At 49.4% G+C, this 25,061-nt stretch carries 28 protein-coding genes; 16 read left to right on the top strand and 12 right to left on the bottom strand.

The annotated features are described in order from the left end of the window. Positions 1-86: 86 nt before the first annotated feature. From folK to JHL22_RS03385, 5 genes are read right to left on the bottom strand one after another with little or no spacing between them, the layout of a single operon-like run. Positions 87-557 (bottom strand): 2-amino-4-hydroxy-6-hydroxymethyldihydropteridine diphosphokinase, encoded by a 471-nt coding sequence (gene folK, locus JHL22_RS03405; protein ID WP_200233830.1) that lies wholly within the window; start codon positions 555-557, stop codon positions 87-89. Then, on the bottom strand, positions 554-1,942 hold the full coding sequence (pcnB, locus tag JHL22_RS03400) for a polynucleotide adenylyltransferase PcnB (RefSeq protein WP_200233828.1): 1,389 nt from the start codon (positions 1,940-1,942) through the stop codon (positions 554-556). Before pcnB ends, folK begins: the two co-directional genes overlap by 4 nt. A gap of 25 nt (positions 1,943-1,967) precedes the next feature. Then, positions 1,968-2,651: an HAD family hydrolase gene (locus JHL22_RS03395; RefSeq protein ID WP_200233823.1), complete on the bottom strand. Its 684-nt coding sequence runs from the start codon at positions 2,649-2,651 to the stop codon at positions 1,968-1,970. Further along, the gene (hda, locus tag JHL22_RS03390; RefSeq protein ID WP_200233822.1) at positions 2,648-3,325 is read right to left on the bottom strand and encodes a DnaA regulatory inactivator Hda; all 678 of its coding nucleotides are present in this window, start codon (positions 3,323-3,325) and stop codon (positions 2,648-2,650) included. The genes JHL22_RS03395 and hda overlap by 4 nt, the downstream gene beginning before the upstream one ends. Next, complete coding sequence (locus tag JHL22_RS03385) at positions 3,318-4,385, bottom strand: AI-2E family transporter (protein WP_200233821.1); 1,068 nt, start codon at positions 4,383-4,385, stop codon at positions 3,318-3,320. The genes hda and JHL22_RS03385 overlap by 8 nt, the downstream gene beginning before the upstream one ends. A 61-nt stretch (positions 4,386-4,446) precedes the next feature. Here JHL22_RS03385 and purM point away from each other — a divergent pair, with 61 nt between their 5' ends. Beyond that, on the top strand, positions 4,447-5,496 hold the full coding sequence (purM, locus tag JHL22_RS03380) for a phosphoribosylformylglycinamidine cyclo-ligase (RefSeq protein WP_200233820.1): 1,050 nt from the start codon (positions 4,447-4,449) through the stop codon (positions 5,494-5,496). Positions 5,497-5,534: 38 nt separating this feature from the next. Here the strand turns inward: purM and miaA are convergent, their stop codons facing one another. From miaA to JHL22_RS03355, 5 genes are all read right to left on the bottom strand, one after another. Further along, complete coding sequence (miaA, locus tag JHL22_RS03375; protein ID WP_200233818.1) at positions 5,535-6,509, bottom strand: tRNA (adenosine(37)-N6)-dimethylallyltransferase MiaA; 975 nt, start codon at positions 6,507-6,509, stop codon at positions 5,535-5,537. A gap of 139 nt (positions 6,510-6,648) precedes the next feature. Further along, on the bottom strand, positions 6,649-8,568 hold the full coding sequence (gene mutL, locus JHL22_RS03370; RefSeq protein WP_200233817.1) for a DNA mismatch repair endonuclease MutL: 1,920 nt from the start codon (positions 8,566-8,568) through the stop codon (positions 6,649-6,651). 129 nt (positions 8,569-8,697) lie between these two features. Further along, positions 8,698-10,032, bottom strand: coding sequence for an N-acetylmuramoyl-L-alanine amidase (locus JHL22_RS03365; protein ID WP_200233815.1), 1,335 nt, complete (start codon positions 10,030-10,032; stop codon positions 8,698-8,700). After that, positions 9,999-10,526 (bottom strand): tRNA (adenosine(37)-N6)-threonylcarbamoyltransferase complex ATPase subunit type 1 TsaE, encoded by a 528-nt coding sequence (gene tsaE / locus JHL22_RS03360; protein ID WP_200233813.1) that lies wholly within the window; start codon positions 10,524-10,526, stop codon positions 9,999-10,001. Before tsaE ends, JHL22_RS03365 begins: the two co-directional genes overlap by 34 nt. Before the next feature lie 249 nt (positions 10,527-10,775). Continuing rightward, on the bottom strand, positions 10,776-11,681 hold the full coding sequence (locus tag JHL22_RS03355; RefSeq protein ID WP_200233807.1) for an AEC family transporter: 906 nt from the start codon (positions 11,679-11,681) through the stop codon (positions 10,776-10,778). 138 nt (positions 11,682-11,819) lie between these two features. Here JHL22_RS03355 and xerD point away from each other — a divergent pair, with 138 nt between their 5' ends. From xerD to JHL22_RS03340, 3 genes are all read left to right on the top strand, one after another. Beyond that, positions 11,820-12,713 carry a site-specific tyrosine recombinase XerD gene (gene xerD, locus JHL22_RS03350; RefSeq protein ID WP_200233806.1) on the top strand — a complete coding sequence of 298 codons (894 nt, stop codon included), beginning with the start codon at positions 11,820-11,822 and terminating at the stop codon, positions 12,711-12,713. A gap of 4 nt (positions 12,714-12,717) precedes the next feature. Then, complete coding sequence (ybaK, locus tag JHL22_RS03345; protein ID WP_200233805.1) at positions 12,718-13,206, top strand: Cys-tRNA(Pro) deacylase; 489 nt, start codon at positions 12,718-12,720, stop codon at positions 13,204-13,206. A gap of 245 nt (positions 13,207-13,451) precedes the next feature. Beyond that, a complete protein-coding gene (locus tag JHL22_RS03340) occupies positions 13,452-13,679 on the top strand; it encodes a hypothetical protein (RefSeq protein WP_200233802.1) in 228 nt (75 codons plus the stop codon). A gap of 53 nt (positions 13,680-13,732) precedes the next feature. Here the strand turns inward: JHL22_RS03340 and JHL22_RS03335 are convergent, their stop codons facing one another. Next, a complete protein-coding gene (locus JHL22_RS03335; RefSeq protein ID WP_234041089.1) occupies positions 13,733-13,999 on the bottom strand; it encodes a response regulator transcription factor in 267 nt (88 codons plus the stop codon). 169 nt (positions 14,000-14,168) lie between these two features. Between JHL22_RS03335 and JHL22_RS03330 the strand changes: the two genes are divergently transcribed. From JHL22_RS03330 to JHL22_RS03320, 3 genes are all read left to right on the top strand, one after another. Then, complete coding sequence (locus tag JHL22_RS03330) at positions 14,169-14,672, top strand: macro domain-containing protein (protein ID WP_200233798.1); 504 nt, start codon at positions 14,169-14,171, stop codon at positions 14,670-14,672. Between the two features lie 241 nt (positions 14,673-14,913). Further along, complete coding sequence (locus JHL22_RS03325; RefSeq protein WP_200233794.1) at positions 14,914-15,459, top strand: DUF2889 domain-containing protein; 546 nt, start codon at positions 14,914-14,916, stop codon at positions 15,457-15,459. A 147-nt stretch (positions 15,460-15,606) separates the two neighbouring features. Next, on the top strand, positions 15,607-16,377 hold the full coding sequence (locus tag JHL22_RS03320) for an IclR family transcriptional regulator domain-containing protein (RefSeq protein WP_200233792.1): 771 nt from the start codon (positions 15,607-15,609) through the stop codon (positions 16,375-16,377). A 38-nt stretch (positions 16,378-16,415) separates the two neighbouring features. Here the strand turns inward: JHL22_RS03320 and JHL22_RS03315 are convergent, their stop codons facing one another. Next, a complete protein-coding gene (locus tag JHL22_RS03315; protein ID WP_200233790.1) occupies positions 16,416-17,462 on the bottom strand; it encodes a cyclase family protein in 1,047 nt (348 codons plus the stop codon). A gap of 183 nt (positions 17,463-17,645) precedes the next feature. Between JHL22_RS03315 and JHL22_RS03310 the strand changes: the two genes are divergently transcribed. The 9 genes from JHL22_RS03310 (at position 17,646) to JHL22_RS03270 (ending at position 25,061) form a co-directional block, all read left to right on the top strand. Then, positions 17,646-17,924: a muconolactone Delta-isomerase gene (locus JHL22_RS03310; protein ID WP_200233786.1), complete on the top strand. Its 279-nt coding sequence runs from the start codon at positions 17,646-17,648 to the stop codon at positions 17,922-17,924. A gap of 34 nt (positions 17,925-17,958) precedes the next feature. Beyond that, positions 17,959-18,843, top strand: a complete 885-nt coding sequence (locus tag JHL22_RS03305; RefSeq protein ID WP_200233784.1) for an MBL fold metallo-hydrolase — start codon at positions 17,959-17,961, stop codon at positions 18,841-18,843. Between the two features lie 59 nt (positions 18,844-18,902). Next, positions 18,903-20,027, top strand: a complete 1,125-nt coding sequence (locus tag JHL22_RS03300) for an ABC transporter substrate-binding protein (protein ID WP_200233782.1) — start codon at positions 18,903-18,905, stop codon at positions 20,025-20,027. Positions 20,028-20,041: 14 nt separating this feature from the next. After that, the gene (locus tag JHL22_RS03295) at positions 20,042-20,506 is read left to right on the top strand and encodes a nuclear transport factor 2 family protein (protein WP_200233780.1); all 465 of its coding nucleotides are present in this window, start codon (positions 20,042-20,044) and stop codon (positions 20,504-20,506) included. Between the two features lie 149 nt (positions 20,507-20,655). Beyond that, positions 20,656-21,336 (top strand): 3-oxoacid CoA-transferase subunit A, encoded by a 681-nt coding sequence (locus JHL22_RS03290; RefSeq protein WP_200233773.1) that lies wholly within the window; start codon positions 20,656-20,658, stop codon positions 21,334-21,336. A gap of 46 nt (positions 21,337-21,382) precedes the next feature. Next, positions 21,383-22,018 carry a 3-oxoacid CoA-transferase subunit B gene (locus JHL22_RS03285; protein ID WP_329610634.1) on the top strand — a complete coding sequence of 212 codons (636 nt, stop codon included), beginning with the start codon at positions 21,383-21,385 and terminating at the stop codon, positions 22,016-22,018. A gap of 43 nt (positions 22,019-22,061) precedes the next feature. Further along, on the top strand, positions 22,062-23,186 hold the full coding sequence (locus JHL22_RS03280) for an ABC transporter substrate-binding protein (protein ID WP_200233769.1): 1,125 nt from the start codon (positions 22,062-22,064) through the stop codon (positions 23,184-23,186). A 133-nt stretch (positions 23,187-23,319) separates the two neighbouring features. Continuing rightward, positions 23,320-24,189, top strand: a complete 870-nt coding sequence (locus tag JHL22_RS03275; protein ID WP_200233767.1) for a branched-chain amino acid ABC transporter permease — start codon at positions 23,320-23,322, stop codon at positions 24,187-24,189. Continuing rightward, entirely contained in the window at positions 24,186-25,061 is an 876-nt protein-coding gene (locus JHL22_RS03270) for a branched-chain amino acid ABC transporter permease (protein ID WP_200233766.1), read from the top strand. The genes JHL22_RS03275 and JHL22_RS03270 overlap by 4 nt, the downstream gene beginning before the upstream one ends.

Below are 25,061 nucleotides of genomic sequence, written 5' to 3'. Positions count from 1 at the left end.
GTGTTTTTTTGTATGCGCTTAATGTGGCGTTCCTGTTTTTGCAACGGTCCGTATGCCTTGCTAATGACAGGCGTATAATTTCAGGTTTAAAGCAGTTCAATGCCCTGGTCTTTGCATTGTTCCAATAAGCCGCCAAGGGTGCCTTGGGCCAGGATAAGTCCCGGAGACAGTTCCTGCAGGGGCAAGAGCACAAAAGCCCGTTCGTGTATGCGCGGATGCGGCAGGGTCAGTTCGGCTGATTGATTGATCTCATTGTTAAACAGCAGAATATCCAGATCAAGCGTGCGGGGGGCATTTACATAAGGGCGTTCGCGCCCGTAGCGGTTTTCAAGTTCTTGCAGCCAGTGCAGCAGTTCCAGCGAGGCCAGTGTGGTTTCCAGCCGTGCGACGGCATTGACATAGTCGGGCCCTGAAGAATCAACCGGGCTGCTGCGATAAAAACGGGAGCATTCCAGTTTTTGAATGGCTGTATGGGCAGCAATATCGGCCAGTGCCAGTTGCAAAATATTTTGGCTTTCACCCAGGTTGGAACCCAGGCCGATATACGCGATGCTCATGAGTTGTCGTGCTGCGGTAAAGCGGCTTTCTGGCGGGCGGGTGAGCGACGCTTGCGACGTTTGCGTACGGTGCTGGCTGCGCCTGGTGTGCCTTTTTGTTTTTGCGCCAGTTCATCAATCATCTGGGTTTTACCAGCCAGATCGGTATCGGCCAGGTCCATCCACCATTGTGCCTGAACACTATCAAACTCCCCGCTGGCCGCACGTAACTGCAGGAAATCACAGGCGGCCCGGAAACGGGGCTGTTCGGTCATTTTCCAGATTTGACGCGGAATGGGGCGCTCGAAACGGGGTTGCATGAACCAGATTTCGCGCATGTCGGTGCTATGGCGGCGTTGGATGGCCAGCTTGTGAACCTGTTCTTCAAGCACCTGGTCGGCCGCATGGATAAGTGCCTGCATGGGCGGCTCTTTTTGGGCAATATTGCGTTTCCAGTACACATCCACCAGGCGCCATAAGAGGGCAGCGTATAAAAAGCTGGGGCTGACCGACTTGCCCAAACGGATTCGGTGATCGGTACGGTCAAGCGTGAGCTCTACAAACTTCTGGCCGCCCGGCTGCTTTAAGACCACATCCAGCAAGGGAAGGGTTCCTTCGTGCAAGCCTTCTTCGCGAAGTTGCTTCAGGCAGGCCAGGGCGTTGCCGCAAGTCATGAGTTTAAGCGTTTCGTCAAACAGGCGCGAGTCGGGCACGTTGGAGATGAGCTCGGCCAGCTGCTTGATGGGCTCCTTGGTACGGGGGTCGATGGTGCCGTTTAGTTTGGCGGCAAAGCGAACTGCCCGCAACATGCGGACCGGGTCTTCACGGTAACGGGTTTCAGCGTCGCCAATAATGCGTACGATATGCTTGCGCAGGTCTGACAGACCGTTGTGGTAGTCAATCACTTCTTCGGTAAGCGGGTCGTAATACAGGGCATTAAGGGTGAAGTCGCGGCGGGCGGCATCTTCTTCCTGGGTGCCAAAGACGTTGTCGTTCAGGATGCGGCCGTGTTCATCGGTTTTGTTCTGGCCATTGCTATTGGCCCTGAACGTTGAGGTTTCAATGATTTCGGGCCCGAAAACCACGTGTACGAGCTGAAAGCGCCGGCCAATAATGCGGGCCCGGCGAAAAGAGGCGCGTACCTCTTCGGGGGTGGCATTGGTGGCGACATCAAAATCCTTGGGCTCCAGGCCCAGGATAAGGTCGCGCACGGCCCCGCCCACGACAAAGGCCTGGAATCCTTTTTGGTTTAACACTTCGCAAACCTTGACGGCGTTGCGGGAAACCAGCCGGCGATCGATGCCGTGCTGTTCCTGGTGGTAAACCCGGGCTTTGGTTTTTTTTGTGTCGCTGGCCGGCGGGTTGAACAGGCGGTTAACGAAGCTTTTAATAGTGCTTTTGATCATAGGAACGGGCTTAATGAAGATGTTGTTATTTTAATGCAAATAGATCAAGAACTGGCCAACCATTTTCATGCGCTGTTTTACGTAGTGATTCGTTGGGGTTGGTGGCCACCGGGTGGCTGACGACTTCAAGCAGTGGCAGGTCATTTTGCGAGTCACTGTAAAAATAGGTTTCGGCAAAATCACCCAGTTGCTTGCCCATGGCGCTTAGCCACATATTAACGCGGGTTACCTTGCCTTCCTGGTAACTGGGAAGGCCTTGCACACGTCCGGTAAAACGGCCGTTGATATATTCGGGCAAGGTGCCAATGAGATGCTCTATGCCAAAGGCACGGGCCACTGGTGCGGTGACAAACGTGTTGGTGGCAGTGACAATACAGCACAGGTCACCGTTTTGCTGATGCTGGCGAACCAGGTCGATGGCACTGGCCTGAATAGCTGGTCGCACCACTTCACACATGAACTTTTCATGAAAATGAGCCAGCTCATAGGGGCTGTGCATTTTAAGGAAACCCAGCATGAATTCGGCTGATTCTTCTATTTTGAGGATACCCGCCGTGTATTTATCCATTAGCTCCTGGTTTTTTTGCCGGATGGCTTCAGGGTCGCCGGCCAGGTTGTTGCGGGCTAAAAAGTCAACCCATTCACGATCGGTGTCGATGGGCAGCAAAGTATGGTCAAGATCGAAAAGAGCCAGGTTTGTAGAGGTCATGATTTTGTTTTAATGAAAAAAGCCTTGAGTAAAGGAACAGTAATGGGGCGTCGGGTAGACAATGAATAGGCGTCCAGCGCATCGAGCAGGTTGAACAGGGCGGCAATATCACGCGAATAATGGGTAAAAATCCAGTGCGTGACTTCATGGCTTAATTGCAGGCCTTTATCACGTGCCCGGTTTTGCAAGGCGGTAAGGCGCTGCTCATCACTAAGTTGTTCAAGCCGGTAGACCAGTTCCCAGCCAAGCCGGGTTCGCAGGTCTTCACGCAAAGGCATGGCTAGCGGAGAAACATCGCCCGACACCAGCAGTATGAAAGCCTCGGAGGTGTTCTTGCGCAGTTTCCATTCGTTGTACAGGCTGAACAGTTCGGCCTGCTGGTCTTCGCTTAAATTCTGGATGTCATCAATGGCCACCAGGCGTGGCGTGTTCTGGAATGTAACAGAGGCCAGAAAAGGCTGGCTTTCATGATTGAAATAAGCGCCCTGGTGGCAGGCTGCCATGGCCTTGAGTAAATGGCTCTTACCACACCCCGGGCTTCCCCACAGGTACACAGCCTGCCCCGGCAGGATGGTGCGCAGTGTGTTAATGGCTTCGGCATTTTGCCCTGCAATGAAATTATCAAGGGTTGGCTCGGGAACCGGGGATACTTCAAGCGTTAATTGTTCATTCATTTGTATAAAAAGTACTATTCAGGTATTGACCATAAACGCGACGGATCAAGACCGACAGGGCTGCACTGATTGGCAAGGCAAGCAGAACGCCAAAAAAACCAAAAATTTCGCCAAAAACGAACAGGGCAAAAATGATGACCAGCGGATGCAAGCCAATCCGGTCACCCATAATTTTGGGTGTTAAATATAAACTTTCAAAAACCTGGCCTATGCCGAAAACAATGGCAACGGCAATAAGACCGTAGTAACCATCGAATTGTAATAGAGCAGAGAGGATTGCGAGCAATAAACCCAGCCCGAAGCCTAAATAAGGGATAAAAACCAGTAAACCGGTAATGACGCCAATGGGAATAGCACTGTCAAAGTCGGCAATGGATAATCCGGCGCTGTAATAAATGGCCAGAATTAGCATGACCAGAATTTGCCCGCGCAGGAAACTGGACAGCAGTTTGTCTATTTCATTGCCAATATCAAGCGTGGTATTTAGAAAACGGCGTGGAATGATTTCACTGAAGCGGTTAAGAAAAGTGTGCCAGTCGAACAGTAAGTAAACCAGCACCACCGGTGTTAACAGGCCACTGGCAATATAGAAAACCAGGGTGGAGCCGCTGGCTTTAAGATAGTTGATGGTGGTGGTGACAAGGCTGTCGGTGCCGGTGACGGCATCTTGCAAGAGCAGGCGGATGCGGGAAATATCCAGTTTGCTGTCTACGCCAAGCCATTCATCAATGTTGGGGGCCAGCAGGGTATTATATTGAAGGACCCACAACGGCAATTGTTCCAGGACCAGATTGATTTCCCTGCGCAGCAGCGGAATAATAATGAGCATGACCCCCAAAATGACGGCAAATAGCAAAAACACCATGAGGGAAACGGCTAGCCAGCGTGGCAGATGCAAACGGACCAGTAAATCGACGCCGGGCGCTAAAATATAGGCTAACGCCAGTGCCAGCATGAACGGAGTAAGCACCGGAGACAGGATATAAAGCAGAATTAGCAGGCAAATTCCAACTCCTGACCACAAAAGTGTCTGATTTCTGCGTAAATTTTTCTCATTCATCGTAAAATTGCGTTTACTCCATTTGATTTATGACATTTTTACATATTTAGGCTCGTTTCTCATGACAAATTCAACAAAATCCTCTTTGACCTATCGTGATGCAGGTGTGGATATTGATGCTGGCGACGCATTGGTGGACCGCATCAAGCCTTTGGCAGCCAAAACCATGCGCGAAGGCGTAATGGCCGGGATCGGCGGTTTTGGAGCTTTGTTTGAAGTACCAAAAAAATACAAGGAACCCGTTCTTGTTTCAGGCACCGATGGTGTAGGCACCAAATTGCGTCTTGCATTTGAATGGAACCGCCATGATACGGTAGGTATCGACCTGGTGGCCATGAGTGTAAACGATATCCTGGTGCAAGGGGCAGAGCCACTGTTTTTTCTTGACTACTTTGCCTGCGGAAAACTGGCGGTAGATACTGCGGCCAGCGTGGTGGGTGGTATTGCCAAAGGCTGTGAGCTTTCCGGTTGCGCCCTTATTGGTGGTGAAACCGCCGAAATGCCCGGCATGTACCCGGATGGTGAATATGATCTGGCCGGTTTTGCCGTTGGCGCGGTAGAAAAATCCAAGATTATCAATGGCAAATCCATTCAGGCCGGTGACCGTATTCTGGGTCTGGCATCAAGCGGTGCGCATTCCAACGGGTTTTCACTCATCCGTAAAATTATTGAACGTGCCGGTGCGCAGCCTAATGACGATTTCCATGGCCAGCCTTTGGTAGACGTTGTTATGGCGCCCACCCGTATTTACGTTAAACAGGTGTTGGCCGCGTTGGCCAAGCATGGCACAGATATCAAAGGCCTGGCCCATATTACTGGCGGTGGTCTGTTAGACAACGTGCCCCGTATTTTGCAACCTGGCCTGGCGGCACGGTTAAGCAAAGACGCCTGGGAATTGCCCGAACTGTTCAAGTGGCTGCAAAAAGAGGGCAATGTAGAAGATACCGAAATGCATCGTGTCTTTAACTGCGGTATTGGCATGGTGCTGGTGGTTTCTGCCAGCCAGGCCGCGGACATTACCGCAACCTTGCAAGAACAGGGCGAAACCGTTTACCAGCTGGGTGACATTGTTCAGCACGAAGAAGGCACGGAACAGACGGTAGTTGTTTAAGTTTAAAAATATAAATAAAGGCTTGCTGTTGCAGGCCTTTATTTTTGGCTGATCGACTGCAAAGCGGCATCCATGTCAGGGGCAATGGCGTCAATGACCTGTTCTACTACATTATTGGCCATGCAGTCTATCCGAGCCCTGTCGGGTTGGGCGCGTAACCAGGTAATCTGGCGTTTGGCTAGCTGGCGCGTGGCGGCAATGGCTTTTTCACGGGCCGCTGGCAAATCATACTCGCCATTCAAATGCGTCCATATTTGCCGGTATCCCACGCAACGGATGGAAGGCAGGTCGGCGTGCAGATCGGGGCGTTGTTTCAGTTGTTTAACTTCCTGAACAAACCCCTTTTCAAGCATCTGATCAAAGCGCAAGGCAATGCGGGCATGCAAGTCCAGGCGGTTTTCGGGTTCAAGGCTAATGGTGCGGTAGGGGAACTCACCTGCTTTTTCAGCGGGTTGCTCTAGGAAAGCAGACATGGGTTTACCGGAAATGCGATAAATTTCCATGGCGCGCTGGACCCGTTGGCTGTCATTGGGCGCCAGGCGGGCAGCGGTAACCGGATCAACCTTGGCCAGTTCCGCGTGCAAGGCAGGCCAGCCATGCTGGTGGGCAAAATCATCCAGTTCCTGGCGAATCTGTGTACAGGCGGCGGGTAGTTCATTCAGTCCTTCGCGCAGCGCCTTGTAATACATCATGGTGCCGCCGGCCAGGACAGGAATCCGGCCCCGGGCTTGAATGGCAATAATCAGCCTGGCGGCATCCCGGGTGAATTCAGCGGCGCTATAGGTTTGTGCCGGATCCCGTATGTCCAGCAGGTGCTGGGGCGTTTGCGCCTGTTCTGCTTTGGATGGCTTGGCCGTGCCAATATCCATGCCTTTATAAATGGTGGCTGAATCTACATTGATGATTTCAATGGGCCAGCGTTGGGCAATGGCCAGTACACTGGCGCTTTTGCCCGATGCGGTAGGGCCTGCAATGCAAATAATGGCTTGATGCCTGTTGTCCGGAGTTGGCATGGTATTGGATGGGTGGCAAGAGCCTGTTAAGAAAGAAAAAACACAAAAAAGAACAGGCAGTGTGTGTGCTGCCTGTTCATTGCGTAGTTTAGCATTACCTGACGCTTGATGATTGGGAACTTAAGCGTTTTCTGCCGCTTTATTGGCCGCGCATGAACAGTTTATCAAGGTCGTTCATGGTCCATTGAAACCAGGTAGGGCGGCCGTGATTGCATTGGTTGGCTCTTTCGGTCTGTTCCATTTGACGCAGCAGGGCATTCATTTCTTCTATGCTCAGGCGGCGATTGGCCCTGACGGAACCGTGACAGGCCATGGTGGACAGCAGCTCATTGCGCTGTTCGGTCAGGTGTCTGGACATACCGGCCTGGCTTAGGTCTTTTAAAACATGAAGCACCAGTGATTCGATATCGCCATGGGCCAATAAAGCCGGCACCGAACGCACGGTAATGGCGCTGGGGCCGGCAGCGGTCAGGTTAAGCCCCAGTGTTTGCAAGGCTTCCTGGTGTTCTTCCAGCAAGCCTACTTCTTTTTCTGAACAATGAAAAACCACCGGTACCAGCAGGTCTTGTTTGGGCATGCTGTGATTGTCCAGGGCGGTTTTCAGCTTTTCATAAACCACCCGCTCGTGGGCGGCGTGCATGTCAACCAGTACCAGCCCCCTGGAGTTTTGGGCCAGGATATAAATGCCATGCAATTGCCCCAGGGCCATGCCCAATGGAAACGTATCCTGTTCGGGCAGGGAGGAAGGCTGTGGGTTGCCCGAAGCGCTTGCCGGGTAGGCGGGGTTATTGAAAACAGTACCCGCTGCGCCAGCCGTATCGCCTTCTTGTGTGCGTTCATTGAAGTGAGGCGATGATGGCAGGGTGGGTGATTCTAGCGGGCGGTAAGCTTGGGTCCAGGCCTGTTGATGGTCTAGCCCCAAGGGTGCCTGCCGTTGATAGGGGTTGAAGCTGGACGACGGCGGGTTGGCAGGCGAGGTGCTGCCACTGCCCGTAGTGGTTGTGTTTGGCAAAGGGGCAGGTGCAAGCCCGGCGGGCATTTGGGCCGGTAGCCGGTTCATGGCCTCTTGCTGGCCGCCTGCACTGGCTAGTGTGGCGGCAACGGTTTGCGAGACAAAACGGTAAACCGCGCCACTATCGCGAAACCGCACTTCATGCTTGGCAGGGTGAACGTTCACATCGACTGTATTGGGGTCTATATTCAGGAATAGCACATAGGCCGGTTGGCGGTCACCGTGCAAGACATCGGCATAAGCCGTGCGAATGGCATGGGACACGGTGCGGTCGCGAACATAGCGGCCGTTAACGTACAGGTATTGTTTATCGGCGCGGCTGCGAGCCGCATTGGGTTGGGTGATCAGCCCGTGCAGGCTGGCCAGGCCAACGTCGGCATTTAAGGGAATCCCGGCTTCGATGAATTCGGCACCTAAAACATCGCGAATGCGCTGAAAAGAATCGGTGCTTACCCATTGCCGGTAAGGCTTGTCATTATGAAACAGGCGAATAGCCACTTCGGGAAAGGCCATGGCGATTCTTTCCATGGCCGCCAGGCAATGTCCCAGCTCGGTGGTTTCCGACTTCAGGAATTTACGGCGGGCCGGAATCTGGTCAAACAGCTGACGCATGTCGATGGTGGTACCATAGCCGCCTGCCGCCGGCGTGACTTCATTATGGGCCGCATCTATTTGCCAGGCGTGATCATCGGCTTGTGTGCGTGAGGTAATAAGCAGTCGGGAAACCGAGGCAATCGAGGCCAGGGCTTCTCCGCGGAAACCCATGGAGTTGACCGATTCCAGCTCTTCGAGTGAGGTGATTTTGCTAGTGGCATGGCGCATGAGTGCCAAAGGCAGTTCTTCTTTGGGAATGCCAGTGCCATCATCAATAATGCAAATACGTTTGATACCCCCGCCTTCAAGGCGGATTTCAATCGCCCGCGCCTGTGCGTCGATGGCATTTTCAAGTAGTTCTTTAAGAACCGAAGCAGGACGTTCGATCACTTCACCGGCTGCGATCTGGCTGATAAGTTGATCGGGAAGGGGGGAAATATGGCGTCTTGGCATGTTGCCTAAAGGAAAATTTCAGCTAAATGAAAAAAGGAGCCGAAAAAACGGCTCCGTAAAGGTACTGCAGCAAAATGCATGCGCTACTATCGCATGCATTTTTATTTTGCCTTAAAACTAACGTTGTGTCTAGCCTATACGGGCAAGAGGTGGGTTTGTTGCAAAATAACCTTTGACACCGTTTAAAATTGCACTGGCAATTTGTTGCTGGTTGTTTGTGTTTCTTAGGAAACGTTCTTCTTGCGGATTGGAAATAAACGCGGTTTCAACCAGGATGGATGGAATATCCGGAGCCCTTAAAACGGCAAAACCGGCCTGTTCTACGCGCCTGCTCTGGATGCCATTAACCCCGGCCAAAGAATTAAGTACCCGATGACCGATGTTCAGAGAGTCTTTAATTTGTGCCGTGGTGGACATGTCCAGTAACACACTGGCGGTGTTTTTGTCATGGTCGCCAATATCAATCCCGCCGATCAGGTCGGCCGCATTTTCTTTTTTGGCCAGCCACCGGGCGGCGGCACTGGATGCACCGCCACGGGAAAGGGCAAAGACCGAGGTTCCACGAGCCGATTTGTTGGTGAAAGCATCGGCGTGAATGGAGATGAAAAGATCGGCTTTAACCCGGCGGGCTTTTTGAACGCGAACATGCAATGGCACAAAAAAATCGGCATCACGTGTCATATAGGCCCGCATATTGGGTTGTGCATTGACAAGGTTGCGCAAGCGTCGGCCAATGGCCAGGACGATATCTTTTTCTTTGGTACCCATGCCGCCGATGGCACCCGGATCTTCGCCGCCATGACCTGGGTCTATGGCGATAAGAATGGGCCGATTGGCAGTGTTACGGTTTCCGCCGGTGGCGGGTGTACGGGGCTGCACTTGCCCGTTAACGGATGGTGCAGGGACGTTGCTGCGATTTTTGGCTAGCCGGTCCAGTACGCTGGCCAAAGGGTCGTCGCCGGCCATGTTGGTGCTAAGTGCCAGTAACGGATCTTTGGCTACCTTGGGGTATAAGTCCAGAACCAGACGATATTGGTAATCGCCAACCGGTTTGAGGGTAAAAACCTGTGGCGCAATGGTTTGTTTTAAATCCAGGACGATACGGACAACATCGGCCCGGTTTTGGGCGACCCGCACGGCAGAAATGTAGGGATCATTGGGTTTGATCTTGGAAATGAGCGAGTTCAGGGCACTGCTCATGCTAAGGCCCTGCAAGTCTACCACCAGACGATTGGGGTTGGACAGGGTAAAGTGCTCGGCCTTGAGGGGCGCGTTCAATTCCAGGGTTACGCGCGTGTATTCGTCGGCAGGCCATGTACGCACGGCCAGAATTTGGCTGCTGGCTGCCTTGGCCACTTTTGAAATGACGGGAAGTGACAACAGAGTTGCAGCTGTGCCCAAAATACGACGACGCGTCATTTGACGGGTGGTTATATGTCCATTTGTTGTAGCTGTTTTATCCATGATTGACCCTTTTCCGAAAACGCTTGTATTTTTGCATCGCGACCAGTGGAAGCGTAGTTGAGTGACAGTTCAATATCTGGGGGGGGCAGGCTTGAACCTGCTTTTTCGGCCCATTCGATAAGAACGATGGCATCTTCAAGTAAATTCTCACGAAAGCCCGCATCTTGCCATTCGTTTGTGTCACTAAATCTATAAAAATCAAAGTGATACAAGTATAAGCTAGAAACTTTATAGCTTTCAAGCAGGGTATACGTAGGGCTTTTGATGCGCCCGGTTACCCCCATTGCCTTTAAAAAAGCTCTTGCAAAACTTGTTTTTCCTGCACCAAGGTCTCCTTTCAAGTGGATGCGTCCCCCTTTTTGGGAGGGCTGTTTTTGCTTGCAACCATTTGATATTTCAGTGCTTATTAAAGCCGAAAGCTGTTGCGCCAGACGATTGGTAGCGCTTTCATCTGGTAAATAAACGGTTATAAAATTGTCATGTTGGCTGGACATAAGACCTGAAAATGTGGTTTTTTTAATACTTTTATTATAAATTCAGTTAAAGTAAATTCTAGGAAAAAATAAAAAATTGTGTAAAAACAACAGTTCAGTGTCGTTTCTTCATGCATTTTCATGATTGTCTTTGCCGGCAGGGGTGTTTTTCAGGATTGACAGGCGGATTTCCGTTTTTCGGGCAAAATAATGCGGTTTTTTAGGCCAAAACGGAAATTACGCGAAATTCTATTCAGGGCATGTGCCGCTTTAACTCAACAGTTGCTGGGTAATATAGACCCAGAATGGGATGGTCAGGACGCTAAGAATGGTGCCTGCTGAAATGGTAAAGGCCACCAGACGGCCGTCACCGCCCATGCGGGTAGCCAGAATAAAGGCGGCCGATGCAGTAGGCAGTGAGGCAAACAGCACAAACATTTGGGTGTCGATGACCGAAAATCCCAGTGCAATCGAAATAAGCATGGCAAACACGGGCATGAGGCCAAGGCGGATGGCCAGAATCCAGCCAACCAGCTTGCCATCACGGCTGCCGCCTTGCAATGAAAGGCTGGCGCCTACGCAAAGCAAGCCCAAGGGGATGGAGCTGTTACCCAGCTTGAGAAGAGTGGTGTCCAGAACGGAAGGCAGGGAAAGACCGCTGAAATTCAATAAAAGACCGGCAAAAGTCGCCAATACCAGTGGGTTTTTAAGGATTTCCCTGAACAGATTGCTGCCCTGGTGGCTGGCCAGGGATTTGACAGCCAGGATGTTTACAAGGGGAATGGCAAACCCCACAATCACGGCCATACTGGCCAGACCGGCCTGACCAGCCAGTGATGGAGCCAAAGACAAGCCTATATATGTATTAAAACGGTAGGCACATTGACCCACCGACGCCAGGGCAATGGGGCGGGGTTTTAGAACCGGCTTGGCCAGCCATACGCATAAACTGCCCACTATGGCCAGGGCAGTGGTTGCCAGCAGGAAATTACCGGTGGTGGCCAGTGACATGGGGGTACTGGCAATAGAGCGAACCAGCAAAGCAGGGAATAAAATGAAATAAACCAGTTTTTCAAGCCCTGAAAAAAACTCTTTGGAAAAATGTAGTTTGTTATACAGTATCCAGCCTAAAATAACGATTAAACAATCAGGTAAAACAAGAAAGGCAATCTGCATACACTACGCTTCAATGAAAAATGGTTAAGGGTTTTGTGCCAAATAGCACAATGTCATATCATAAAACAGAACGGGGCCGTAAAGCCTTTTGCATTGCAGACAGGTATGTTCAATAATTCTAAAGGCTGTGAGTAAAACATGAAACAGGCTGATATAGATGCATTTATCGATTCAATATGGCTGGAGGACGGGCTGTCGGCCAATACCCTGGCCGCCTACCGGAGGGACCTGAACGGGTTCGAGCGCTATCTGGGCCGGCAGGAACCCTCCAAATTATTAATTGAAGCCGATGGCAATGATATTCAGGATTGGTTTGCCAGCAAATATGACAGTAGCAAGGCCAGTACGGTAAACCGCCGTTTGGCCTCGCTCAAGCGATATTTTGCCTGGGCACTTAGGGCGGGTTTTATACATAAAGACCCTTGTCTTGACCTGCAGTCTGCCAAACAGCCCCCGCGGACGCCTAAAACCCTGACCGAAAACCAGGTCATGGAGTTGCTGGAAGCCCCCGATATTGATACCCCGGGAGGTCTGCGTGACCGTGCCATGCTGGAAACCCTTTATGCAACCGGACTGCGCGTATCAGAGTTGGTCACGCTTAAAGTGCTGCATTTAAGCCTGAACGAGGGCATCGTGCGGGTGGAAATGGGTAAGGGTGGCAAGGATCGTCTGGTACCGTTAGGTGCGGAAGCCGTGCATTGGCTTGAGGCCTACCTGAAAAACAGCCGCAGCCTGCTGTTGGGTAACCGGCAATCCGATGACCTGTTTGTGACCCGAAGAGGTTGTGCCATGAGTCGGCAGGCCTTTTGGCAATTGATCAAAAAATATGCCCTGCTGGCAGATATCAATGCCCCCCTGTCACCCCATGTACTGCGACATGCCTTTGCCACGCACCTGTTGAATCATGGCGCCGACTTGCGGGTGGTGCAGCTGTTGCTGGGGCATTCCGATATCTCCACCACCCAAATTTACACGCATGTGGCCCGTGAGCGGCTTAAAGCCCTGCATGCACAACATCATCCAAGAGCTTGATCATATGGCTAAAGCAAAACACGTATCTGAAACCCCCGCAACCCAATTCCTGAAAAAAAACGGGATTCCCCATGTTGGACATGCCTATGAGTATGTGGATCATGGTGGTACGGCAGAATCGGCCAGGCAATTGAAGGTGGCAGAACATGCCGTTATCAAAACCCTGATCATGGAAGACGAACAGGCAAAACCGCATGTGGTGCTGATGCATGGGGATCGTGAGGTTTCATTAAAAAACCTGGCGCGGCAAATCGGGACCAAAAAAATGCAACCCTGCAGGCCTGATGTCGCCTCGCGGCATTCGGGATATCAGGTGGGGGGTACATCACCCTTCGGGACGCGCAAGCAAATGCCGGTATGGGTTGAAGCCAGTATTCTTGATTTGCCACTGATTTATATCAATGGGGGAAGAAGAGGGTATTTGGTTGAGATTGATCCGCAGGTGCTGGTGAGTGCCTTGGGGGCGGTTGCGGTGAATGTGGGCAATGAGTAAAACATTTCAAAATGGTTACTTATGTGCCGTATGGCTTGCAATTTAGTCAGGCAGGCTCCTAAAAAACCTGATATTAAAAAAAACAATATGATTTCGCGTTAAAAAAATCCGGTAAAACATGAATCCGTGGTTTTATAAACAAAAAATATATAGATAATTCAATTGTTTATAAGGGTTTGCTTGCAATATTCTAGGGTTTACCCTATAATACTAATATATTCCATAATATGAAAAAGGAGTTTGTTATGCGAAATTACAGCAATCAAATCGTATTGTCAGATGAAGTAAAGCGTGAATTGATGAAGCAGGAAGCCCGTGAGGTTAGATTGGAAAGTATCGTTGCCCCCTTTGCCGCGGTGGCTGTTTCTGTTTATTCAGCCGTTCGTTTTTTTGTTGAAATGTTTGAAGACACCAAAGAAAATATTGCCGAAGTTGAAGAAAGCAGCCAGCATGTTGGCGGTTACTGGCTGTAAAGTGAAGTATTTGTAGTCGTAAATATGTGCAGTATTAGGGTAACAGGTCACAGTTAATGATCGTTATGCCTGTTTGTTGAACGGTAGATTGAGATCGCCTCAATCCTGTTTCTGGCATTCAGCAATTTGAAGATGGCTGAAGCCTGGTTCTTGACGGTTTGTACCGCCAGATTTTTTTGTATTGCTATTTCCTGGTTGGAATAGCCTTGGGCAATCATTAACAGCAATTCCCGCTGACGCGATGTAAGCTCACTTAATAAACCGGTCATTACCGGTGTTTTTCTCTCGCCCAGTCCATTCAGCACTGCTGGTGTTAACAAAACACAATTACTGTTACCGTCACCTACTGAGCAAGCTGAAAAAAACCAATTCCATCCAGCAAGCTCATTGATTTTCGTCATAGATAAAAAACAACTTCATCAGTACACTGATAGTGAAGGGTTGGTCAAGGCATCAGCCCCATAACCTGAAGTAAAAAAGGAACTATCTATGATCCGTGAAGTTGAAGGTGACATTCTGTTAAGCAAGGCACAGTTAATCGCTCATGGCATTGCGCCACTAGAGCATTTTGATACCGGTCTGGCTCGCAGCCTGCGCGAATGTTGGCCGTCACTGGTTCGCGACTACCGCCAGTCAACGCATGTGCACCCGCTCAAACCCGGAGAAATCTGGGCATGGGGTGGTGTTAACGAAGACGGCAGCGTGCGTCGCATTGTTAACCTGCTAACGCAGAATATGCAGGGAGAAGGTCCGGCAGCACGTCCTGGCAAGGCTAGTACGGAAAACGTAAGCCGTGCCCTGAAAGAACTGGCGCGTTTTGTAGAGTCCGAAGGCATTGAAAGCCTGGCAATTCCTCGCCTGGCAACCGGTGTGGGTGGACTTGAGTGGTCGGAAGTCAAGCCATTAGTTGAAAAGCACCTGGCTGACCTGAAGATTCCGGTCATTGTGTATGAAACTTACCGTCAGGGTGAAACAGCGGAAGAAGGCCTGTAAGTGTCAGGAGAAGTAAAAGGGGGGCTTTAGAAGTCCCCCTTTTTTTGTGCTTATGGTTTTTATATGAAATTTGGTATTCGTTGGTTTGCAATAATGCAGATTGTAGATTTGTATTGACATTACGGGTGTATTTTTTATAATACGAACAAATGTTTGTTGTTCGGACAAATAGCAAGCGCTAACATTACATACGCTATGTCTGAATCACATTTTTATTTTTCCTAATTCCAAAGAAAATCATATGACTGCATTATTTTCAGAGCCCAAGGTTGAGCGGACAAAAACGCATACGAGACAAATTCTGATAGAGGGTTACAAGAGACAGGATGGCTTATGGGATATAGAAGGCTATATCAAGGATGTCAAAACGCATGACCATAAACTGGTTAGCCATGTGCATCCGGCCAACAAACCCATTCATGAAATGACCCTGCGTATCACGATTGATAACTCCCTGACTATTGTGGACGCAGAGGCTATGTCGCACTCTACCCCTTATTCACCCGTCTGTGAAAGGATTGCCCCTGAGTATGCCAAATTGAAGGGCGTGCAAATCAAGGGTGGTTTCCGTTCACGGGTGGCAGAATTGTTTGGCGGTACCAAAGGCTGTACGCATATTACCGAACTAATTGGTACCATGGCAACGGCTGCCATCCAGACCACAGTAGGGAATATACCGGTAGACCCAGCAGCCAGGCCTTTATCGGTCAATGGCTGTCATGCGCTGGATGTTTCAGGTTCAATTGTGCAAGAGTATTACCCCCAGTGGTATAAAATGAAAGAATAAATAATTGTGATACAGACAGTTTCAAATTTCTTATAATTCACTCATGTATTATTCGTGTTGTTGTTTGTGCGATGCAAAGCAGCCTCTTGCCTGGTTTCAAACGGGCGGAGCAGTAATTTATATAACTTTACAGGATTGGTATTTTAAATGAGTGAGCCGGATTTTGTTAACTCACTGGCAAGAGGGTTAAACGTACTTGGCTGTTTTGAAAAGGGGCACCAGAAAATGACCCTGACCCAGGTCGCTGCCAGAACAGATCTTACCAGGGGTACCGCAAGAAGGTTTTTGCTGACATTATGTACTTTGGGTTTTGTGGCTTCCGATGGCAAGTTTTTCTGGTTAACGCCCAAGGTGCTGAAATTCAGTAGCGATTACCTTTCCACCTTTGGCTTGGGCGAAGCGGCTTATTCCATTATCCAGAAAGTAACCGATACCCTCGGAGAATCATCTTCAATGGCAGTGCTGGACAATGACGAAATTGTATATGTTGCCCGTGTGGAAAAAGACCGGGTTTATTCCAACAGTATTGAAGTAGGTACGCGTTTGCCGGCCCATACAACCTCAATGGGCATGGTATTGCTGGCAGGCATGAGTGACGACGAGTTTGAGCGCTGGCTGGAAAAAACCGAACTTAAAGAATATACCGATAATACCATTACAGATAGAGAAAAATTCAGGCGAAAAATTGCCGAAATTCGCAAAAACGGTTTTGCCATCAATGATGGTGGCCTGGAAATAGGGGTGCGCTCCATTTCCGTTCCCATTCTGGATCGCGACCAGAAAGCGATTGCGGCGATTAACGTGGTAACCCTGTCCGCCAGAACTTCCCTTAGCCAAATGGAGAAAAAATTCCTGCCCGTGCTTTTTGATGCAGCCAGAAAAATCAGTATGGTGCTGGGTTCGGCAAATATAAGGTAATGGGGCGGGCGTGCCGCGCCATTACCTTGTTTATGGCATTAAACCGTGGCAATAGGGGTCACGGGTGAGCCGACTGCGCCCGGCAGCCTTAATGGGGGGGCGGTTAACATAAAACGTGAGCGTTTGTTTTCCCTTAGCCATTTTGCAAGGTCGCTAAGGTACCATAACTCGGCCAAAGGCATACCCAGCTTGAAAATGCAGTGATGGTGCAATGGCAGCAGGGCGCAGCACCGGTCGGTTAAAGAGCCTCCCGGGTACTCAACACCATAATTGTCTGCCGCAATGGCGGCAATACCAGAATCGGTAATCCATTGCAGCAATTTTTCATCCTGCCCATTCAGAGTGGTGCATATATTATGTACCGTATGGGGGTCCGGGTTTTTACCGGCTTCCAGCAAGTATTGGGCAAACTCCGTGTGTAATACAAGAATATCACCTTGTTCTATCAACACATTATCTTTTTCCATTACCCGCATTAAGTCATCATAGCCAATGATTTTAGGCTCACGGCCATAGTGGGCAGCCAAGTCCACCATAACCCCCCGGCCCTGGATGCCTTTAACGGCAAAATTGGCAATATCCAGTGCTTTGGCAGAAGAGTGCTTAAGGCCGGTATCGCTTTGGGCAAAATTATTGCGCTCATCGTAGTCGGCTGGGCCCTGGATATCCTGGTTGGGCCTGAAACCATTGTAATAAACCCGTTCGGCGTGACCGTCACCATCAGCGTCAAAAAGGGCGCCAACATGGCTCAGGCTATCCCATTGCGACGAGTATTGCAGGCAAAGGGTAACCTTGTCATCGCTAAGCACATCATGCGCACCGGGAACCAGCATGGCCATGGGGAAGTTGAAATAGGGATGGCCTTCCCGTTCAGTTGGTTGCAGTTGTGGGGGGGTACGGCGGGGGTTAAGTACATTGCCACCCGGGTAATCCAGTGGCAGGGACAGGCAAAAGGTTTTTCCTGTTTTTATTTCTGCCGCTGCCTTTAATACTACTTCCTCGGTTAATAAATTCAGTCTGCCCAGTTGATCGTCTGGCCCGTAATCTCCCCAGTTAGAACCATCCGGCCTGTTTTTCCAACGCATTGTCGTCTCCTTTTATGACAAGTTTCATCTTGGTGAAATACAGATAAACAACATTGTATGGCGGTATTTATTTCTCGTGTATTAAGGGAAAAATATAATTGACAAAACAAGAGGTTTATCTATAATACAAACAAAAGTTTGCATAACGAACAAATTATATACCAATTTTCTAGGAGATATGAAATGCTTTATTGCGTAATGATGGATGTAAACGTTCCTGCCGATATAGATCCGGCCGAGCTGGCAAAGCTGCGTGAGGCAGAAAAAAACCGTGCCATTGAAATGCAGAAATCGGGCAAGTTTGTACATTTATGGCGTGTTGCAGGCCGTCCTGCCAATATTTCCATTTTTGACTGTGAAAGTAACGATGAGCTGCATGACTTGCTGTCATCGTTACCCATGTTCCCGTATTTTTCCATCAAGGTAGTGCCTTTGGCCAAACACCCCAGCTCCATCAAATAAATAATAAAAATTATTCCATTCTCAAGGATAGACAATGCAAATCAAACAAATTGGTGATGTACGGGTAACCCGAATCCAGGAGTATTCCGCTCCTTCACATGACCCCAGGTTCCTGCTTCCTGAAATGGATCAGCACGCCCTGGAAGAAAATGAAAGCTGGATGGCCCCCAATCACTGGATTCCACATATGAACAAGCTGATTGTGACCATCCAGTTGTGGGTGGTGCATGCCGGCTCCAATATTATCGTGGTGGATACGGGCGTGGGCAACTTCAAGAATCGCCAGGATATTCCGCGCATGCACATGCTGAATAACCTGATTCTGGAGTGGCTGGAAGCGGCCGGTGCACCACCAGAGAAGGTGACGCATGTGGTGTTAACGCATTTGCATTCCGATCATGTGGGATGGAATACGCGCTGGGTCGATAACCGTTGGACCCCGACCTTTCCGAATGCAAAATATTACATTCCCGAACTGGACTTCAAATTCTGTGAGCAAGGTAAGAATAAAGAAGAAAAAATAGATGTGTTCGGTGAATCTTTTCACGATAGTGTCATGCCTGTTGTTAATGAAGGCCTGGCCGTCATGATACGGCCCGGCATGGAAATTGCCGATTGCCTGCAGGTGGAAGACGCAGCCGGGCACAGTCCGGGTCAAGTTGCCTTCCGGATTCGTTCACAGGGTGAAGAGGCAGTTTTCAGTGGTGATATTTTCCATAGCCCCATGCAGATCGTGATGCCGGAAATCAATTCAGGTTATTGCATTTACCCGGATGTGGCCCGCAATACCCGTTATGAATTTCTTAATAAAGCCGCTGACAGCAACTCACTGATATTGCCCGTGCATTTTGGTGATCCTTATTGCGGGTATATCAGAAGAGATGGAAATGGTTTCAGCTTTGAGCCGTCACCATTTTAAAAAGCGATAAAAAATCAAATTCAATCCACTTTCAATAGAAGAGTGACAGGAGACAAAAAATGGCAATTACCAGACGTGATCTTTTAAAAGCCGGTGCTGCATTGGCCGTTGCGCCTTCCTTTAATGTTTTTGCACAAAGTAAAGAAGCCTACCGTTTGGGTACGCTCTTTCCTATGTCGGGTTCTGTGGCAGAGTTGGGTGCCGTGTTTATGAATGGTGTGACGCTGGCACTGGAACATATCAAACAGGATAACAGGTTGTCGCGTCCTATTGAGCTGAAGGCACAGGACAGTCTGGCAACCCCTCAGGGTGGGGCAGTAGGGATGTCGCGTCTGGTGAACGTGGATCATGCCCAATATGTATTGCTTGGCGTGACCGGTGTTTCAAAAGCGGCGGCGCCTATTGGTATCCGCCAGAAAGTCATTATGATGAATGGCGGCGGGGTTAGCCCGGAACTGGGTGAGTTGTCACCTTATTTCTGGAATATCATTCCTTTGGCTGACCAGGAAATCCCACCTGCCATTCAATGGTTGAAAACCCAGGGCAAAAAGAAAGTAGCACTGGTTTATATTGATGACCCCCTGGGGGCAGCGGTATTAAAGCAATTGAAAGCGGAACTGCCAAAAATTGATGGCGAGCTGGTGGGTTCTTATAGCGTGCCGCCTGGTATGGAGCAGTTTTCCGCGATTGCGGCAAGAATTCGCAATACCGATGCCGAAGTCGTTTATTTTGCGAGCTACGGTTCACAGCAACTGCAAATTATCAAGCAGCTCAGGGATGCCGGGCTGAAGCAGCTGTTAATGACCTATTCAATTGGCAGCCTGCCTTCAGTGGCCAACCTGCCAGAAGCGGAAGGGCTGATTTTTACAACCCAGCGTAATGACCTGACCTTAAGCGATAAACTGACGGCCAGATTTATTAATGAATGGCGTGAAAAATATAAATCTGACCCAACCAGCTATGCCCAGAATTACTATAACGGCACCCTGCTTTTTGCTTATCTGCTTGAACATCTTGAGAAAAAAGGCGAGCCGGTTAATGGCGATACGCTTCTGGCTGCATTGCGTGAAGTGCGCAGTTTCCAATTTGCCGGGGGTGATATTGAGTTCAGTGATAATGCAACGTCAATCATGCCAATCCAGATCAACCGGGTTGAATCAGGTGTTGCCAAAGTAATTGCTTAATTAGAGAGGAAGAAATGACATTATCGTTGGAACAACGTTTGCAAAAAGTGGAAGATGAGCTGGAGATTATCAGGTTAAGGGCGACGTATTGCCACTTGCTGGATGATATGCAATGGGAAGACTTTGTAAACCTATTTACCAAAGACGGGGTTTTTGAAGGGTTGTCCAAAGTGTCTGGCCATGAGGAAATCATGACGTTTTTCTCACAGGATGTGCCTAAAGTGGCAGAACAGTTTTGGCACTTTTGTACCAATGGCACGGTAAATATTGATGGCGATACGGCCACAGGCCGTATTTCCATGGAATATATTTCCATTTCTAACGGTGTGTCTTATACCTCGGCAGGCCATTATGATGATGTGATGGTTAGGGAAAACGGGGTCTGGAAGTTCAAATCCAGAAAAATAACGTTTTATTTTTATAGTCCAGTCAATGAAGGATTCACAGGGTCAGCCCCCCGGTCTTCCAAATTTGACTAAAGATAGATCAAGTGGTTTGTACTATTAGTACAAACCATAGATCAATTTTATATTTTTTTTATTTATAATTCGGACAAATGTCTGGCATACAAACATTTTGCTTGTTGCTTGTACAGCCTGTCCTTGAAAATCAAAATATCAGGTAATTTATGATTTCAAAGTTTGTTAACTCAGTAGCAGAAGCGCTGGAAGGTGTCCAGGATGGTTCAACTGTCCTATTGGGCGGGTTTGGTGCGGTTGGTCAATCGGTTCATCTTATTGAAGGTTTGATTGAGCAGGGAGCAAAAGATCTGACGGTTGTTGCGAATAATGCCGGTTATGGCAAGGTTGGTTTGGCCCGTCTGCTAGAGGCTGGTCGGGTGCGTCGTTTGATTTGCAGTTTTCCAAGGATTGCAGGCTCCACCATTTTTGAAAATATGTATAAAGCAGGAAAAATTGAACTGGAGCTGGTGCCACAGGGAACCCTGGCAGAGCGCATGCGTGCCGCCGGTGCCGGCATACCCGCTTTTTTCACGCCAACCGGTGTGGATACCCTGTTAAGCAATAACAAGGAAGTGCGTGAATATCATGGACGCAAATATGTGCTGGAAGAAGCCCTGCATGGTGATGTAGCGCTGATTGAGGCATGGCAGGCGGATCGCTGGGGGAACCTGACTTATAAACAGTCGGGCAGAAATTTCAATCCGGTTTGTGCGATGGCCGCCAAACTAACGATTGCCCAGACCCAGCACACAGCAGAGTTGGGTGAACTGGACCCGGAGTCCGTGGTGACACCCGGTGTTTTTGTGGATCGCGTAGTACACCTTCCATATGGATCACCCCAGCTCTAGGAGAAAAATAATGTCGACAGTAACAGATAAAGAATTGAATGAAACAGTGAAACCCTGGACCCGCAATCAAATGGCAGAGCGCTTGGCACAGGATATTAATGACGGGTGGTTTGTCAATCTGGGTATTGGTATCCCAACCCTGGTGGCCAATTACGTGGGAGATGATAAAGAAGTCATATTTCACGCAGAAAACGGTGTGATCGGCATAGGCCCGACACCACAGGAAAATGAGATTGAGCCATGGCTGATTAACGCCGGCAAGCAATACATTACCCTGAAACAAGGGGGGTCTTATGTGCATCATGCCGATAGCTTCGCCATGATTCGTGGCGGGCATTTGGATTTGTGCGTGCTGGGTGCTTACGATGTGAGTAGCAGCGGTGATATTGCCAACTGGGCGCTGTCAGAAACAGATACCGCACCTGCCGTAGGCGGTGCAATGGATCTGGCGGTGGGTGCTAAAAGGCTTTGGGTGTTAATGGAGCACACCACCAAAGACGGTAAACCCCGCCTGATGAGTAAGTGTTCTTATCCCTTGACCGCCAGTGATGCGGTATCACGGGTGTATACCAATCTGGCCGTGCTGGATATTACTGCAACCGGTTTCCAGGTGGTGGATATGGCACCTGGGGTAAGCAGGGAGTATTTACAGGAAAGGACAGAAGCAAAGCTTTCTTTTTAAAAAACAGTTCGTAGCAAGCGATTAATAAAACGGAGACATCTATATGTACAAACTCAGGAAAATCACTTCTTTTGTGTCAGGCCTGGCCCTAATGGCCGCAGTGTCAATGAATGCCAGTGCCCAGTCAGGGCCTTACGTTGTTGGGACGCTGTTCCCGATGTCAGGCGCCAATGCCGAGGCAGGCGGGATTTATACCAATGCCGTGCAACTGGCTTTTGATCATATCAAAGAAGACAATTTGCTTAAGGGTAATGTTGAAATCAAAAGTGCAGACAGTCTTGGCACACCACAGGGTGGTGCTATTGGCATGAGCCGTCTGACCAGTGTCGACAAGGCTGTTTATACGTTGGTGGGTTTTACCGGCGTATCCAAGGCAGCCGCACCGATTGGCCAGCGGGCCAAAACCATGATGATCAACGGTGGTGCGGTGGGACCAGATCTGGCTTCGTTGTCGCCCTATTTCTGGAACATTATTCCTTTGGCTAACCAGGAAGTGAAATTCCTGATTCCATGGCTGGGTGAGCAAAACATCAAGAAAATATCGGTCATTTATGTTGATGACGCATTGGGGCAGGGGATTTTTCAAGAGCTGAAAACCGGTTTGCCAACAAATGGCGGTAGCGTTACTTCTGCATACAGCGTACCACCGGATTTGCAGCAGTTTTCTTCTATTATTGCAAGATTGCGTAATGACCAGCCCGATGCCATTTATATCGCAAGCCCCAATATTTCGCAGATTGGTCATATTATCAAGCAGGTGCGTGATGGTGGCATCAAGCAGCAGCTACTAACCTATGGTGCAGCAAATTTCCCTTCAATCTCGAAACTGCCTGAAAGTGAAGGTCTTATTTTTACCAGCCAGGGCGCTGACTGGAAATCGGATCAGCCTATCATGAAGCGCTTTGTGGACAGCTGGCGCGAAAAGTTCAAAACCGAACCAACCACTTATGGCCTCAATTATTACAACGGCGGGCTGCTGTTTGGTTATCTGGCCAAAGGCCTGGAAGATGCGGGTAAACCTGTAACGGGTGATACGCTGGTAGAGGAACTGAAGCGGGTGGGTAAATTTGAACTGGCGGGTGGAGAGGCAACTTTCCATGACGGTACCGTAACCGCAGCCATGCAAATCAATAAAATCATTAACGGCATTACCGAGAAAATCAAGTAATTGACTCACTCATCATCGCAACCTGATGGGGGCTGGTCTGGTTCTGGTTTTAAAAACCGGCCGCCATCATAACTTTGCCGATGTTTGGTTTTTGTATCACTGTTTTAATGGTTCCTTTGAAAAGGGATAGATAATGCTTTTTCTTCAACTTTTGGCATCAGGTATTCAGACGGGTATTCTTTATGCGCTGACTGCTGCCGGTTTTGCACTGATTTTTGGTGCGACCAAAATATTTCACGTGGCGCATGGCGCAACTTTTGTTATTGCCGGGTATGCTTTTTATGAGTGTATCCAGCTGGGAATGTGGTGGCCTTGGGCAACCCTGGTTTCCTTTGTCATGGCGATACTGGCTGGCATCTTGATGGCCGTTTTTATTTATCGTCCCATCCAGCGCAGTGAGGGATCGTTTTTTACCGTGTTCGTGGCCGCCTTTGGGGTGAGTATTGCCGTACAAAGCCTGATCCAGTATTTTTTTGGTCGTGGTTCGGTCACGGTCAGTTCCTCGCTGACCATGGCCAGTGAGGTGATTGAAGGCCTGTATCTGGCCCCCATACTGGCAGTGGCGATTGGCGTTTCAATTGTGCTGTTCAGTCTGGTCGTGCTTTTTCTGGAAAAGAAAAATGCCGGACTGGGTCTGCGTGCCCTGTCAGAAAACCCGGGCCTGCTGGAAGCTTTTGGTTTAAATGCAAAGAATCTTACCGTGTTGGCTTTCGTGATTGGATCGGCCCTGGTGGTGCCTGCCGCCATCTTAACCAGTATTTCCATTGGTATTCAGCCCTCATCCGGTTCCAAAGTCATGCTGATCAGTCTTGCCGCCACGATTGTGGGTGGTATTGGCAGCCTGAAAGGGGCAGCGCTGGCCGGTTTGCTTCTTGGAATTATTGAAAACCTGGTCATTACGGTTGTGGACACGCAATGGAGTGAAGCGGTCAGTTTCTTTATTCTGTTTGCATTTATTATGTTCCGTCCTAGTGGCATGTTTGGAGCGCCAGTAAAACGATGATTAACTATATTCTTAACTTGTTGACACTGGCTACCATCTACAGTATTGCGGCGGCCAGCCTGAATGTGCTGGTTGGTTATGCCGGTATTTTCAGTATTGCCCATGCCATTTTCTTTGGCCTGGGGGCTTATGCCGGTGCCCAGTTTGCTTTGTTGATTGTGCCTGATGTGTTGCTGGCCAGCCTGATTGGTGCGGTGGTGTCCGGTGCCTTGTCACTCCTGCTTGCCTTGCCGGCGTTACGGGTACGGGGTGAATACTTTGTGGCGGCTGGCCTTGGTTTGCAAATGGTGGGTATTACCATTTTCAGTGAAGCGCATTCCCTGACAGGCGGGCATGGCGGCCTGGTGGGTATTCCACCGGCAACCCTGTTTGGTTTCGATGTGTCTTCTCCGGGGGCTTTTCTGACTGTATGTCTGGTTGCCTTGTTGATATCGCTTGCCGTAATTCGTACCCTGATGCGCAGCAGCTTTGGCCGGGCCCTGATGTCCATTCGTGATAATGAAAGTGCGGCAGAAAGCTTTGGCAAAAACGTGCCTTTGCTGAAAACCCTGGCTATGGTTGTCGGATGTGCCATTGTAGGGGTGGCAGGTACTTTGTTTGCTTTTAACCTTGCCTTTATTAACGTTGAAAGTTTCACGCTTGAGCAGTCTATCCTGATGCTGGCAATGGTGGTGATTGGGGGCGTTGGTACGCTTTCCGGCCCCTTGATTGGTGCGGTGTTTTTGCTGATTTTGCCAGCCATACTCACCTTTATTCCCTTTATTCCTCCGACTGAAATCGGTACAGTCCAGCAATTCATTTATGGTTCACTCATGGCTTTGCTGATGATTTTTAAACCATCGGGTATTGCCGGTAAAACAGGAGGAAAATAG

This window comes from Advenella mandrilli (genome assembly GCF_016595155.1).
GTDB classification, from domain to species: Bacteria; Pseudomonadota; Gammaproteobacteria; order Burkholderiales; family Burkholderiaceae_B; genus Advenella; species Advenella mandrilli.
This window is presented reverse-complemented; position numbering and strand designations above follow the sequence as displayed.